We start from the raw sequence: 13,540 nt of genomic DNA on the forward strand, positions 1-13,540 counted from the left end.
CAACAGACACACCCGGCACCACCCAAACCAAACATTCAGGATCGCTCCGGAGCAACTTTTCAAACTTACCCGATCCCACCCGGCTTTGCAAACCACGTCTCCGTGACCCACAACCACCAGGATCAGCCCCCACCCACCAACAGCACGCACAAAAAGCGAACCATTTTCCAGGCCGTTCAAAAAAGGGGGGTTGGCCGCTATCTTTCCGCTTCAGCGGCGGCGACTCAGAAAACAATACCCGCACACAACCCCCACCGCAAATCGGGCGGAAGGTGGTGGCGAATCCGCGGAATTCCGGGGCAGGAGGGGCGTTTCGGGCACCCAAGCAGGCTGCCGGCGTCGTAAATCCGCTGTGTGTGCTGCCGCACACTGCACCACCACGGCCATGACCGCCGTTGGAACCGCTACCGAACGAGCTGTGGACGCCTCCCAACAAAGGGAAGCGTCCACAGCTCGTCCTGGTGGCTACCAGCTACTTGGCAATACCGCCATGCTTGCTGCAGGCGCCCTGCCTCGTCGTGGAGGGCCACACGTAGCCGTCGCTGCAGATGATCGCACCCCCAACATTGGGCACCGTGACGGCCGGCGCCTGTTGCTGAGCTTGCTGCGCAGCTTGTTGCGCCGCCTTGGCAGCTGCGTCCCGGGCCGCTTGGTCGGCTGCAGCCTTTGCAGCAGCAGCCTGATCGGCGGAGGCCTTGTCAGCCGCGGCTTTTTCGGCAGCGGCCTTGTCCGCTACCGCTTTAGCTGCAGCCTTTTCGGCGGCAGCCTTGTCGGCGGCGACCTTCTCGGCAGCCGCCTTCTCTGCGGCAATTTTGGCGAGCGACTTCACGCCGAGGTGCACGGTGGAGCCCTTCGCTGCTGTGGCGCCGCTGGCGGGATCCTGAGTCATCACCTGCCAGTTCTTCTCCACGATGATGGTCTTGCCGTCCACGATGTCCTTGGCCTCAACCTTGAAGCCGAGACCCTTTAGTTGGTCCGTGGCCTTGTCCAGGGTCAGGCCCACCACACCTGGAACGGCAACAGACGCCCCAGCGGTGGCGGTGGACGTGGCAGCGGATGCGGGTTCGACGGATGCCTGCTTGCCTCCGCAGCCGGTCAGCAACAGGCCGGCCAGGACGGCAAGCGCCAACGATTTCTTCAGCCGCGCGGTGACCGGGTGGGCGGCATACAGGTTGTTGTTCATGATTCCCCCTAGGAATGCGATGTGGTGGTGATGCGGTTGGGCCGAGGCCCGAGGAAAGATCCGGCGGCTACTCGCAGGCGACTCCGTCGGAGTCACGGTCCAGCGCGGGCCGGTATCCGGCTTGGCCGGCGTAGAGCGGCGCGGCTCCTGCAGCCCTCGCCGCCGCGCAGTTGGCGTAGTAGGCAGCAGCAGGTGCCGGCGCGGCAGGAGCCGGGGCCATGGGTGCTGGTGCAACAGGAACAGGAACAGGGGCGACGGCGGCAGGTGCGGGTGCGGGTGCTGCCGGAGCGGGAGCAGGTACAGGAGCGGCGGCAGGTGGAGCAGGTACAGCAGCGGCGGCGGGTGCCGGCGGCAGCTGGTTGGTCGGCGCCAGCTGCCCGGCGCAGTCGCCCAGGATCCGGGCAATCGCATCGTGCTCCGCCTGGGTGACCCACAGCCCGTATGTCGCCTTCACGGAAACCTGCCGGGCAACGTACTCACAGCGGAAGCCCTTGTTCGGCGGCAACCAGGTGGCCGCATCGCCGTCGCCCTTTTGCTGGTTGGTGGGCCCGTCCGTGGCCTGCAGGTTCAGCGGATCGTTGGCGAACGCCGTCCGCTGCTCGGCGGTCAGCTGCTGCGCGCCCTTCTGCCAGGCGTCGCTCAAGGCCACCACGTGGTCGATCTGGACGGCACTGCTGGTGGCCGAACCCCTGACAAAGCTGATGGTCTTGCCCGTGTAGGGGTCGGCCAGCGTTCCCGACTGCACCTTGCACGGCACACTGTTCGTGTACGACACGCCGGTGAGGTCGCGTTTGAGGATGTCGTTGCGCGTATCGCACCCATTCCGGTCCACGTCTGCCCACGCCTGGCCGAACTGCGCGCGGTCGTACCCCGTCTTCGGCGCCCGGCCCTTGATCGGCAAGGTTGCCAATACGTCCAGCGCCTTGCTTGCGTACGCTGGCTGCGCACTGGGCGCGGCCGCGGTGGCACCGGCGGCAAGAACGCTTGGATTCTCCGGGTCCAGCGGCTCCCCGGTGTCCGTCGGCGTGGCAGTTGGGGTGGCCGACGGCGAGGCCTTGGCTGTCGCCGTCGGGCTCGCTTTCGCCGTCGCCGCTTTGGCAGTGCTTTCCGAGGAGGCTGCCTCCAGGTCCGCGCCGACAACGCGCGGCAGCGCGACAGCGCCACCGATGAACAGCGCCAGAGCGGCGGCGATTGCGACGGCGCCGGCCTTGCGTTTGGCGGGCAGCCACGCCCAGGAGCGCCGTCCGGTGAGGAGTACATAAAGGCCGGTAAGGGCAGCTGAAATGCCCAGGATAATCAGGGCTCCGCCAATGCCGCCGCCCAGTGCTCCGAAAAGCATGAACAGCCCGGTAATACCGGCAACAATGAAAGTGGAAAAGCGCGGTTTCCGTGGCGGCTTCGGCGCAGGCGCGGAAGGAACAAACCCCAAGAGGGTGTCATAGTCGGACATTCATTTCCCCATATACAAGGGGCCTAGAGAGTTTTGCCCCCGCAATCCCGGGCCTGCTGCATAGCCCGGTAAACTCATCACCGCCGAGCCTATGCACCCCGCTGCTCCGTTTACGCAACTTACTGCGATCCTCAGGCAACATTCACGCAGTCTTGAGGAAACCTTGAGAAATTCCCGTCGCACTCCGCGTTCGAGGCTCAATAAATGCGCGGTAATTCAATCCGGCAATCGATCTGTGCCTGCCGTTCCCCTGGCGTGACGTCCAAGGCTAGAGTGGCCTCCATGCAAATGCGCCTTGAGGTTGTACAGGTCCCGGTTTCCGACGTCGACAGATCAAAAGCGTTTTACACGGACAAGCTGGGCTTCGTCCTCGACCATGACGTGGAACATATCCCGGGCATGCGCGTCGTCCAGCTGACGCCCCCTGGCTCTGCCACGTCGGTGGTCATCGGCACCGGCATGACCACCATGACCCCAGGCAGCCTCGAGGGCCTGCAGCTGGTTGTTCCGGACATCGCCGAGGTTCGCAGCGAGCTGGTGGGCCGCGGCGCGGACATCAGCGAGATCCAGGACCTGGGCGGTGTCCTGTTCGCCTACTTCAGCGATCCCGACGGCAACCGCTGGGTCATGCAGGGCCAGACGCAGGACCATGTCCGGGACGCACACAAACCCTAGGAAGGGCTGGCTATAGCTCCAGAAGCGCCCAGAGGCGAGCGGGCGTCGGCAGCGGAGAATCGCTACCCGGATGCGGGCGCCGCGCCACCCGGAGGGCGCTCCATTACATCCTGGACCAGCTCATTGTGCCGCAGGAACCAGGGTTTGAAGGGTGGATCGAAGCGGGCGAACCGCGGTGCACCCACAGGCGTAAGGCCGGCCAGGGTGAGCGCCGCCTGCAGACCGGCGTTGCGCCGCTCAAAGGCCGACGCCGAACCGCTGCCCGAGAAGCCCAGCACGGCAGCGAGGGAACCGGGCACCGCCCGCACCGTGACCCTGGGATCGGTGGGCACGGGAGCAGTTTCGGCATTCAAGCCGGCCGGCAGGACAAAGGCCACCGAGAATTCCGCCGGCTCCCCTGATCCAGGCAGTGGTCCGCGCTGGAGTACGGGTGCGGTCATGGCGAGCTTTTGCCCTCCCGCTTCCTGGATCACCGGTGCGGTCATCGCCAGTTTCTGCCGGGCCGTGTTGTTGCCGCTGATGTAGTTGAAGAGGTACCGGAAGGCGGCGTTGCCTGCCCGGTCGAAATCGGCCGTCACCGACACCTCGGCGACCACGTAATCGGGGTACCGGCGAAGTTCGAAGTGGGGGTAGCGCCGGACCAACTCAAAGGGCTGTTGTTCAGTCATGGTGCGCACAGCCTACGCCCGTCAGGCGGGAGCGGACAGGGCGGGGTACGGCCCGGAGCGGACAGCCGGAAGCTCCGGCTACACCACCTGTGGCGTTCGGCGCCGCCGCGACCTGGCGCGCAGAACAGCGCTGCCGACCAGGACGATGTACAAGAGGCCCAGAACTCCGAAAATGACCGTCAGGACAACCCCGGCTCCACGCAGCCAAACGCCGTCGCTCTCGTAGCCGGGCACGATGGCCCGCCCGGGATTGTTTTCGGCATAGACGACCGTCACGCTGCTGCCCACTACGGGATACTGATCGTGGTCCACAGCGGCGAAGGTCCGGTGGACCGCCCCGTCCGCGGCCGGGAATTCCACCTGCATCCTGCGTTCGGACGCTTTGGTGACGTCGTCGAAGTGGATGATGGTTCCGGTCGCCTGGACACCAGAACGGGCGAGCTCCTCATCGGCGTTGATCATGAAGCTGCCTACGCCGATCATGATGGGCCCCAGGCAGAGCACCAGGACAGTCACGGCCAGGTTCAATTTCCGCTTCCACGACAGCGGGGGTTTACGGTTTCCATCAGTTCTGCGCCCAGTCACGGCTCCCATTGTGCCGGAGCTGTCAGCAAAACCACACCTCCATCCATTGCCTGCGGCAACCAACGCGGGCATAATGGTTAGCAGAACTAATTAGCAGTGCTAATAAATGCCAGCAGGAGGCGCACACCCCTATATGTCCCCCATCCAAACGACGCACCAGGCAAGCGCCGGCCCCACGGCCCCCGACACCCTCGCCATCGATCTCCGCACCGCTGTGATGCGCACGTCGCGCCGGCTTCGCGTCGAGGCCACCGGAGACGCCATCACCCCCGGCCAGTACACAGTCCTGGCCCTCCTGAACGGCAGCGGCCCCAGCACCCTGCGCGATCTCGCCAGGAGTGAGCACGTCCAGGCACCGTCCATGACCAGGATCGTCAACGCTCTTGCGGAGCAGGCGTTCGTTACCAGGAGCGCCGATCCCGACGACGGCCGGCAAGTCCGCGTGGACATCACCGACGCCGGCAGGAAAGTCCTGGCCGAGGCCCGGAGCCAGCGGACCGCCTGGTTGGCGCAGCGTGTGGCCGGACTCGGTGAGGAAGACCGGCTCATTCTCAGCCGCGCAGCCCGCATCATGCAGGAAATGAGCGGCAAATGAGTGCGATGTTCCGCGCCCTCGAAAATCCCAACTACCGCATTTGGGCCAGCGGCGCGATCGTCTCCAACATCGGCACCTGGATGCAGCGCGTCGCCCAGGACTGGCTGGTCCTGACCGTCCTTACCGATCACTCGGGAGCCGCCGTCGGCCTCACCACGGGCCTGCAGTTCCTGCCAATGCTGCTCTTCGGCCCCTACGGCGGGGTCCTGGCGGACCGCTACCGCAAGCGAATCATCCTCATGTGGACGCAGCTGGCCATGGGCTTCACCGGACTGGCCATCGGCCTCCTGGTGGTCACCGGCACCGCGCAACTATGGCACGCCTACGTGGCCGCCTTCTGCTTGGGCGTGGCCAGCGCGGTGGACGCACCGGCGCGCCAGGCCTTCGTATCGGAGCTCGTGGGCCAGGAGAACATTTCCAATGCGGTGGCCCTGAACTCAGCATCCTTCAACACCGCCCGGCTCACCGGACCTGCCATCGCCGGCGTGCTCATCGCCTGGGTGGGTACCGGGCCGGTGTTCCTGCTCAACGCCGCGAGCTTCGCCGCCGTCCTGGTTTCGCTGTTCCGAATCCGCACCACCCAGCCCGCCCCTATCGCGAGGGGCGAGCGGAACAAGCACCAGGTGGCCGAGGGCATCCGTTACGTGCGGCGCCGGCCGGACCTGATGCTGATCATGGTCCTGGTGGGCATCCTGGGTGCGTTCGGCATGAACTTCCCGGTGATCAACTCGCTGATGGCCACCACCGAGTTCCGCATGGGACCCAGTGAATTCGGGCTTCTCGGCTCCATCATGGCCGTGGGCACGCTGGCCGGCGCCCTCCTCGCGGCACGCCGCTCCGGGCCGCGGCTGCGGTTCCTGCTGGGCGGAGCGCTGGGACTGGGCATCTTCACGGTCCTGGGCAGCATCGCCCCGACGTTCTGGATCTACGCGGCAATCCTGATTCCCGTGGGCCTGGCGTCCATCACGTTCCTGAACAGCTGCAACACCAGCATCCAGCTCTCCGTGGAGCCACAGTTCCGGGGCCGCGTACTGGCCCTCTACCTGGCCATCCTCCAAGGCGGCACCGCCATCGGTTCGCCGCTGGTGGGTTGGATCGGCAGCGAGTTCGGCGCGCGCTGGTCCGTCGCGGTGGGCGGCATCGTGGTCCTGCTTGCCGGTATCGCCGCCGTTATCGCCGTCACCAGGCGCAACCAGCTCACCCTGCGCGGCGCACTCCGGATGGCCCTGGGCAGGCGCGAGCCCGCAGTCTGAGCCCGCTGCTGCGGTGGCGGGGCATCACTGTTGCGGGGCGGCCACGATGTCCACCGAGATTTCGACAACCGGCACCGTCCCCTTGTTCTCGAGCCAGTGGGTGGTGTGGCGGTCCTCCTGCCAGCCCACCCCCGGCCCGTACTCGGTGACCAAGCCGTCCCGGTGCTCCGTGACAGTCCCCTGAAGGACATAAACCGTCCCGGGCCGGCCCACGTGGTCATGGAGGGGGCCGAAAACTCCGCCCGGCTCGATGGTCACCATCCGCATCCGGAGCTGGCGCCCGTCCATACCCTCAATTTCGCCGGCAAGATCCACCGTCGACAGAACCTCCATGGAGACGCCCTTTGTCTCCGGCACCACTTCTTCCACGCCCACCGCTTTCCCTTCCCTCCGGACTGCTTACGACGGCGGCGCCGGCCTGCCGCTGCCACGCACCCGGGTGCGGGTGCTTCGGGCGGCACGGGCCGGCGTCGTACTTTCTATTGCGGGGCCTGCACTACGGGCCCTGGCCGTCAAGAAGGCATCGAGGAGATGTTGAGGATGTTGCCCTCGCTGTCCAGGAACCAGGCCGCCTGGCCGTAGCCCTCCATTGATGCGATGCCGTTCTCGGTCTTGAGTCCGGGCATGTCGTAGTCTTCGAAAACGACGCCGCGGGCACGGAGTTCGTCCACGTCGCGCTGGACATCATCACTGGCCCAGCCGATTTGTGTGTTCTTGGCCGAACCCGCGTTGTCCGTCTGGTAAATCAGGAACGAGGTCCCCTTCCCACACCGGTAGACAAGGCCGCCATCGGCCATGGTCCGCTCGGGCTCAAACCCCAGCTTGTCCCGATAAAATTCCTTGGCCCGGTCGATATCCTTCGCAGGCAGCACAGCCATGACTTCCATATCTTTGAGCATGACAAACAACTTCCCTTGCTGTTGTGATGGCGTCGCTCTCCCCCGAAAACGGTCCGGCCGTCCCCCGCCGGGCCTCGTGGCCGTCCTTCCCGCCGACTGCCGGGGCGGCCACCCGAAACCCCGGCGGAGCGGTGGCAGCAGCCAGCGCAGCGGGGTCCCCGAAGTCTACGAGGCCATTATGGAACTGAATTTCCCGCGGCGAAATAGGGGATTTTTAAGGGGGCCCTTGCCTTCCGGAACTATTTCCGGGCTGCCCGGACAGCCTTGCGTACCGCGGCTCCGGTTGCCGTCACCAGGGGCACCAGGCACACCAGGGCGGCAATGGTGTTGGGGCGGAAGACGGTCCTGCCGTTGACCGTGCGGTAGACACCAAGCGGCACCACAACCCCGCCGCCTCCCCCGCCGGAGGCACCCTCCCCGGATTCCGTGCCGCCACCGAAACCGAAGGACACCAGGGCCACGGGCACCATCTCCTCCCCGTTCAGGTTCACGGGGGCGCCGTACGCGCGGGCGACGCCCATGTTCTTAAAACTTTCCGCGAGGGACTCAAGAGTGTCAGCCATGGCATCACATTAGGCACCCCTGCAGCGCATTCGGAAGGACCATAAGTCCTGCCGGACTGCATGGGCTCCGGTGGCCGGGCGCCCGTCCCTTCAGGTGGCGTGGCCGCAGGTGGCGCGGGCCGTCGTCGTCCGTTGCTCTATCCCCGGATCTCCGCCATACGCAGCCGGACGATGTCCTCCACCACGTCGTCCGGCACGGGGTGGGCCGCGGTGAAGCGGATGGTCCCCTTGGAAAGTGAATACCCTTCCAGCCGGTCCGCGACTGCAGCGACGACCGCGCCGGAGAAGGGGAAGATCGAGAGGTGCTTGGCTGCCTGGACGGCGGCAAACAGGGGTTTGCCGTCCAGCTTCAGCGCGGGCATGCCGTAGCTCATGCCCTCCGTGGTGTCCGGGGCGATGGACCTGGCGAGCTCCACCACGTGCTGCAGGCAGCTGCGGTCCGGTTCATCCAGCGCGGCCAGCGCATCGTCCACGGCGCCCAACGGGAACCTCAGCTCTTCCTGGCCGCAACCGTGGAGGCCAGCGCGGCCAGGCCCCGCTCAAAGTCGCCGCCCACCATCTTGTCCATGTTCATGAACAGCGCAAAGACCTTACCGAGCCCTTTGTTCTCCCCGGTCATCAGCCACGTCACCTCCGTGCCGCCAGGAGCCGGGCTGAACGTGAACGTCGTGGGGTTCAGGGCCTTGAACGGCTTGGTGAACTGCAGCCGGATCCCGATTCGGCTCGAAGGTACGGACTCCACTATCTCCATGGTTCCGCTGCCGGCCTTTCGGTTGCCGTTCCACTCATAGCCCGCGCCGGTCCCTGCGTCACTGCCGAAGTAGCGGCGGCTCATCCCTGGATCGACCGCCTCCCAGGGGGACCACGCGGTCCATTCGTGGAAGTTGTTCACCAGCGGAAAGATCTCCTCGGCGGGGGCAGGGATGACGGCGCTGCGGCGGACTTCGAAAGTAGACATGGGCCCAGCATAGGGCCGCGGGCCGCCCGCGTTAAGGGAGGACCACGTTGACCGGGTCCTTGCCCTCCACCAGCAGCCCAATCTGCTTCCTGAGCAGCCGGACCATCCGGGGGAACATGGCCGAACTGGCGCCACCGACGTGCGGGGTGATGAGCACGCCCGGAGTGGTCCACAGCGGGTGGTGCGCAGGCAGCGGCTCCGGGTCGGTCACGTCCAGGGCAGCCCGCAGCCGGCCGCTTGACGTCTCGGCGAGCAGGGCGTCGGTGTCCGCCACGGGCCCGCGGGCCACATTCACCAGCAGGGCTCCGTCGGGCATGGCTGCCAGGAACTTTGCATCCACCAGCTGCCGGGTCTGCCCACCCAACGGAACACTGACCACCACGATCTCGTGCAACGGCAGCTGGTCGTGGAGCGAGTCGATTCCGTAAATGGTCCCGTGGGCGTCCTCGCGGGCGCGGCTGGCCATCCGGGTGACCTCGGTTTCGAAGGGCAGGAGCCGGGCTTCGATGGCCTTCCCCACTCCCCCGTAGCCCACCAGCAGCACCCGCCGGTCAGCCAGGCTGGGCCGCGGGCTGTTGTCCCAGGTCCCGGTTTCCTGGTTGCGGACGAAGTCCGGGATACCGCGCTGGGAGGCCACCATCATGCCCACGGCGAGCTCCGCCGTCGACGTCTCATGCACTCCTGCCGCGTTCGCGAAGGCGATGCCTGGCGGCAGAACTGCGGAGACGCCGTCGTACCCGATGGACTGGCTCTGCACCAGGCCGACGTCGACCCCCTCCAGGGCCGCGAGCGCGGTTGGGTTGCCCATATAGGGCGGCACCAGAAGGTCCAGCCGGCCTTCCGGCGCGGGTCCGTCCAGGTCCCAGAGGACAAACTCGACGCCGTCAATGGGCGTGAGTGCGTCCAGCAGGTTTTGGGCGGGCAGGCAGACACGCAGCGGCGCCGTCACGCGGCGACCATCAGAAGGTGCCGTTTGGCAGGCAGCAGGTACTCATGGGTCTCCAGGGTTCCGGGCCCGGCGCAGCTGCAGCGGGCGTTGAAGTTCCACAACCAACCTATCCCCCGGTACCGCCCACGCCGATTTTTCGCTCCGCAACACGCTGCCGCCGGCGCCCTGTCACGTCCATGACAGCCCGTCCAATCCTGTAAATTTAAGGGAGGAATTGTCCGGCCAGCGAGCCGCTTTCCAACCCCACCCTTTGAATGGACGCTCCCCCATGTCTTCCGCGATTTCCGCGCCGTCCCCTGCCCGATTTCCCTACGCCGCGATGGTGGTCCTTGCCACGATCGCCTTCACAGCCATCACCACCGAGCTCCTCCCGTCCGGGCTGCTGCCGCAGATCAGTACCGGCCTTGGCGTTTCCGAGCCGGTGGCCGGTTACCTTGCCGCTGCCTACGCCGCCGTCATTGTGGTCACGGTGGTCCCGGCGGCACGGCTGTTGGGGAAGATCCCGCGGCATGCCCTGTTGGTTGCGTTGGTGCTGACCTTCGCGCTCAGCAACGCACTGGTGGGTCTGGCACCGGACTTCACCTCGGCGATGATCGCCCGGCTGGTGGGCGGTCTGGCGCACGGGCTGCTTTGGACCACCATGGCGCCGTTCGTATCCCGCGTGGTGCCGGCAGACAAAGTGGGCAAAGCCCTGGCAATCGTCTTCAGCGGCAACAGCCTGGGCCTGGCCATCGGTGCACCGGTGGGGACTGCCCTGGGCGGATTCCTGGGCTGGCGCGCCGCGTTCCTGGTTCTCGCGGGCTTCGGTGTGGTCCTGACGGTCCTCGCGTTCTGGCTGCTTCCCCGCGTGCAGCGCATTTCCGATGCTGCCCGGCCGTCCCTGCGCAAGGCGATCGGCCAGCCGGGTGTGAAGTCCGTTGCCATCGCGTGGCCGCTGCTGGTCCTGGCGCACTTCGCCCTGTTCACCTACATTGCGCCCTTCATCCGCGAGGCGAACCTCCCGGACTACGCTACGAGCCTCTCGCTGACGGTGCTGGGCGGGTCCGGCCTGCTGGGCATTTGGATCGCGGGCCTCACCGTGGATTCGCGGCCCCGCCGTTCGCTGCTGATCACGACGGCGGCCATCGCCTCATCGATGTTCCTCCTGCCGCTCGCCGTTGGGAACCTGCCAGTGGCGCTGGTACTGATGACCATCTGGGGTGCAGGCCTGGGCGCCATCGGCATCTACAACCAGTCGGCGATCCTCCGGGCCGGCGGGGAGTACAGCGAGGCTGCGAACGGGCTCACGGTCCTGACCATCCAGCTGGGCATCACCATCGGCGCGCTTTACGGCTCGGCAGCCCTGGTGGTCGGCGGCCCGCTGCTGGTTCCGGCCGCGGCGGCAGTCCCGGTGGTTGCCGCGTTCGCCATCACGCTCGCCGGCAAGAGGTACGCGTACCCGCCCGGCCCGCGGGAACGCATCTGGCTGGAACCCCGGCCGGTCTCCGACAAAGTCAAGGACCCCGCCTGATCCCTGGGCACAGCAGAACCTGGCGTTAACCTCCCCTCCAACTGCGTGAACCTCGGGCGCAACCTGTCCGGCCTACCGTTGGCGGGTCACCCGGCGCCGCCGGAACCCGTCACCCAGGAGGAACCATCCCCATGCGCACAGTCCTGACCGCTGCGGCAACCGCCGCACTGCTCGCCGCCGCCATCGCCTCGCCGGGCGCCGCCTTCGCCGCCGAAACCGCCGAGGCCGGAACGCCGTCGTCGAACGCTGCCGGCACCGCCACCTCCGCCATCAAGACGAACGAGCGCAACGGCTCCTTCGACCTCCAGGCGCACCGCGGCGGCCGCGGCGAGTGGACCGAGGAGTCGCTGGCGGCGTTCGGCAACTCCCTGAAGCTCGGCGTCAGCACCCTGGAACTGGACACCCACCTCACCGAGGACGGAAAGATCATCGTCTGGCATGACGACACCATCCAGGCCAACAAATGCGTCGATACCGCCCCGGCCACCGCCGGTGATCCCGAGTTCCCATACGTCGGCCGCCGTGTGGCCGAACTGTCCCTGGCCCAGGTCAAGACCCTCAACTGCGGCTTCATGCAGCTGCCCGGCTTCCCCGGGCAGGAGGTGGTCGAAGGGAACCGCATCGCCGAGCTCAAGGACGTCTACCAGCTGGCGGAACAGTACAACGCCAAAAAGGTCCGCTTCAACGTGGAGACCAAGGTGGAGGACGGGAAGGCCGGCGGCGAAGGCATGGTGGCGCTGACCAAAGCCGTGGTGGCAGAAGTCGAAGCCTCCGGCGCCGCGGACCGCACCACCATCCAGTCCTTCGACTGGTCCTCGCTGAACCTCACCAGGGAACTGGCACCGGAGCTGACGCTCGTTGCGCTTTCCAGCGGGGACAAGTGGATGCAGGTGGGCCAGCCGGGTGCCGCGCCCGAGCTGGGCGGCATCGACATCGACGCCTACGGCGGCTCCCTTGCCAAGGCCGCAGCCGCCCAGGGGTACAACGTCATCTCCCCCACGTTCAGCTCCGTCACACCCCAGATGATTGCCGAGGCACACCAGCTGGGCCTCGCCGTCATCCCGTGGACCGTCAACAAGGCCACGGACATGGAGCGCCTGATGGACCAGGGAGTGGACGGCATCATCACCGATTACCCCACCCGCCTGCGCGCGGTCATGGACGAGCGCGGTTTGAAGCTGCCCAAGGCCTACGCCCCGCAGGCATAGTTCCGAGGACCCGGGCCATACGTCAATGCACGACGGCGGCTGCCGGACTTCCGCTGGGGGAAGCCCGGCAGCCGCCGTCGTCCGTCCGGACCATAGGGCTCAGGTACGGTACTTGGCCACCGTGAACAGGAACGTCGAATCCTCCTCGGCGTGGAGGCTGTGCAGGCCGGGCGGGACAATCAACAGGTCGCCGGCTTTGCCCTGCCACGACTCGCCGCCGGCCCTGAGGCTGACGCAGCCCTGAATCACGAAGACCGTGGCGTCGCCAGGGTTCTGGTGCTCGCTCAACTGGGTTCCGGCCTTCATGGCCATGACCGTCTGCCGGAGGACCTTCTCGTGGCCGCCATAGACCGTGTCCGCGGCGCGCCCGTTGCTGGAGGTGACCGCCGCCTCGAGCTGCTGCCGGGCCAGCGCGTCGATCGATATCTTCTGCATGAGCCCAAGGCTACCCGCGTTCGTGCACCGGGGCGCCGGATTCTTCCGGTCGGGGCCGGCCGGAAATCCCCTGGGGAGGGGATGGAGCACCGGTGAGGCCGGGCCTACTCTTCGACCATGAACACCGTGTCGCAGATCTTCGCGGTGATGGCCGCGGTCATCTATATCTTCGTCTTTCCGGTGGAGAGCTTCCTCCTCCGCCGCAACAGGTGGGCGCAGAAATTCCTGAGTACGCCGCCGGAGAATGTCCCCGCCGTGATGATGTGGGCCATCCCCACCGGGTACCGGAACCTGCTGGTCGCGCTGGGCGTGCTCGCAGGCGTGGTCGCGGCCAACTCCGGCCAGCTGGTGGTGGGCTACACGCTGGTGGTCTACTGCTGCGCCAACATGGTCCTCACGGCGCCCACCATGCTGCTCGCAGACCTCCAGGGGCACTACCCCCGGAAGTGGGACAGCGTGCCGGGAACGGTCGCGGCAACCGTCCCTGCCTTGGTGGCCCTGCTCCTGCTGCCCTTCGGTCCGTAACTCCTCCGGGGCCACCGTCCACGGCGGCCGCCGTCGCCCCGGACTGGACACGCACGCAGGTACCCGAATTCGGAGCCCCGGCAA

The 13,540-nt window shown here is 66.7% G+C and carries 17 protein-coding genes; 6 read left to right on the forward strand and 11 right to left on the reverse strand.

All coding sequences use genetic code 11. The annotated features are described in order from the left end of the window. Window positions 1–472 precede the first annotated feature (472 nt). Window positions 473–1,183 carry a PASTA domain-containing protein gene (locus PV772_RS14105; protein WP_347886562.1) on the reverse strand — a complete coding sequence of 237 codons (711 nt, stop codon included), beginning with the start codon at window positions 1,181–1,183 and terminating at the stop codon, window positions 473–475. Window positions 1,184–1,250: 67 nt separating this feature from the next. Continuing rightward, entirely contained in the window at window positions 1,251–2,522 is a 1,272-nt protein-coding gene (locus PV772_RS14110; protein WP_347886563.1) for a DUF1524 domain-containing protein, read from the reverse strand. Between the two features lie 393 nt (window positions 2,523–2,915). Between PV772_RS14110 and PV772_RS14115 the strand changes: the two genes are divergently transcribed. Continuing rightward, window positions 2,916–3,308 carry a VOC family protein gene (locus tag PV772_RS14115; RefSeq protein ID WP_347886564.1) on the forward strand — a complete coding sequence of 131 codons (393 nt, stop codon included), beginning with the start codon at window positions 2,916–2,918 and terminating at the stop codon, window positions 3,306–3,308. Window positions 3,309–3,370: 62 nt separating this feature from the next. Here PV772_RS14115 and PV772_RS14120 read toward each other — a convergent pair whose 3' ends face one another. Both PV772_RS14120 and PV772_RS14125 read right to left on the reverse strand, forming a co-directional pair. Beyond that, window positions 3,371–3,976: a heme-binding protein gene (locus PV772_RS14120; RefSeq protein ID WP_347886565.1), complete on the reverse strand. Its 606-nt coding sequence runs from the start codon at window positions 3,974–3,976 to the stop codon at window positions 3,371–3,373. A gap of 78 nt (window positions 3,977–4,054) precedes the next feature. After that, a complete protein-coding gene (locus PV772_RS14125) occupies window positions 4,055–4,561 on the reverse strand; it encodes a DUF3592 domain-containing protein (protein ID WP_347886566.1) in 507 nt (168 codons plus the stop codon). Window positions 4,562–4,694: 133 nt separating this feature from the next. Between PV772_RS14125 and PV772_RS14130 the strand changes: the two genes are divergently transcribed. Both PV772_RS14130 and PV772_RS14135 read left to right on the forward strand, forming a co-directional pair. Further along, window positions 4,695–5,156 carry a MarR family transcriptional regulator gene (locus PV772_RS14130; RefSeq protein WP_347886567.1) on the forward strand — a complete coding sequence of 154 codons (462 nt, stop codon included), beginning with the start codon at window positions 4,695–4,697 and terminating at the stop codon, window positions 5,154–5,156. Then, entirely contained in the window at window positions 5,153–6,409 is a 1,257-nt protein-coding gene (locus PV772_RS14135; RefSeq protein ID WP_347886568.1) for an MFS transporter, read from the forward strand. The genes PV772_RS14130 and PV772_RS14135 overlap by 4 nt, the downstream gene beginning before the upstream one ends. 24 nt (window positions 6,410–6,433) lie before the next feature. Here the strand turns inward: PV772_RS14135 and PV772_RS14140 are convergent, their stop codons facing one another. From PV772_RS14140 to PV772_RS14165, 6 genes are all read right to left on the reverse strand, one after another. Continuing rightward, on the reverse strand, window positions 6,434–6,784 hold the full coding sequence (locus PV772_RS14140) for a cupin domain-containing protein (RefSeq protein WP_141180883.1): 351 nt from the start codon (window positions 6,782–6,784) through the stop codon (window positions 6,434–6,436). A gap of 137 nt (window positions 6,785–6,921) precedes the next feature. After that, a complete protein-coding gene (locus PV772_RS14145; protein WP_141157930.1) occupies window positions 6,922–7,308 on the reverse strand; it encodes a VOC family protein in 387 nt (128 codons plus the stop codon). 239 nt (window positions 7,309–7,547) lie between these two features. Next, entirely contained in the window at window positions 7,548–7,871 is a 324-nt protein-coding gene (locus PV772_RS14150) for a hypothetical protein (RefSeq protein ID WP_141157931.1), read from the reverse strand. Window positions 7,872–8,008: 137 nt separating this feature from the next. Beyond that, window positions 8,009–8,353 (reverse strand): DUF1801 domain-containing protein, encoded by a 345-nt coding sequence (locus PV772_RS14155; protein WP_347886569.1) that lies wholly within the window; start codon window positions 8,351–8,353, stop codon window positions 8,009–8,011. 8 nt (window positions 8,354–8,361) lie between these two features. Further along, window positions 8,362–8,829, reverse strand: a complete 468-nt coding sequence (locus PV772_RS14160) for an SRPBCC family protein (protein WP_347886570.1) — start codon at window positions 8,827–8,829, stop codon at window positions 8,362–8,364. A 31-nt stretch (window positions 8,830–8,860) separates the two neighbouring features. Next, window positions 8,861–9,778: a 2-hydroxyacid dehydrogenase gene (locus PV772_RS14165; protein ID WP_347886571.1), complete on the reverse strand. Its 918-nt coding sequence runs from the start codon at window positions 9,776–9,778 to the stop codon at window positions 8,861–8,863. Window positions 9,779–10,046: 268 nt separating this feature from the next. Here PV772_RS14165 and PV772_RS14170 point away from each other — a divergent pair, with 268 nt between their 5' ends. Continuing rightward, window positions 10,047–11,288 carry an MFS transporter gene (locus PV772_RS14170; protein WP_347886572.1) on the forward strand — a complete coding sequence of 414 codons (1,242 nt, stop codon included), beginning with the start codon at window positions 10,047–10,049 and terminating at the stop codon, window positions 11,286–11,288. Between the two features lie 131 nt (window positions 11,289–11,419). Further along, entirely contained in the window at window positions 11,420–12,496 is a 1,077-nt protein-coding gene (locus tag PV772_RS14175) for a glycerophosphodiester phosphodiesterase family protein (protein WP_347886573.1), read from the forward strand. A 99-nt stretch (window positions 12,497–12,595) separates the two neighbouring features. Here the strand turns inward: PV772_RS14175 and PV772_RS14180 are convergent, their stop codons facing one another. Then, on the reverse strand, window positions 12,596–12,931 hold the full coding sequence (locus PV772_RS14180) for a cupin domain-containing protein (RefSeq protein ID WP_141180877.1): 336 nt from the start codon (window positions 12,929–12,931) through the stop codon (window positions 12,596–12,598). A 117-nt stretch (window positions 12,932–13,048) separates the two neighbouring features. Here PV772_RS14180 and PV772_RS14185 point away from each other — a divergent pair, with 117 nt between their 5' ends. Continuing rightward, on the forward strand, window positions 13,049–13,456 hold the full coding sequence (locus PV772_RS14185) for a DUF1304 family protein (protein WP_141157938.1): 408 nt from the start codon (window positions 13,049–13,051) through the stop codon (window positions 13,454–13,456). Window positions 13,457–13,540 lie beyond the last annotated feature (84 nt).

It is taken from the genome of Pseudarthrobacter sp. CC12 (genome assembly GCF_039907755.1).
Taxonomy (GTDB): domain Bacteria; phylum Actinomycetota; class Actinomycetes; order Actinomycetales; family Micrococcaceae; genus Arthrobacter; species Arthrobacter niigatensis.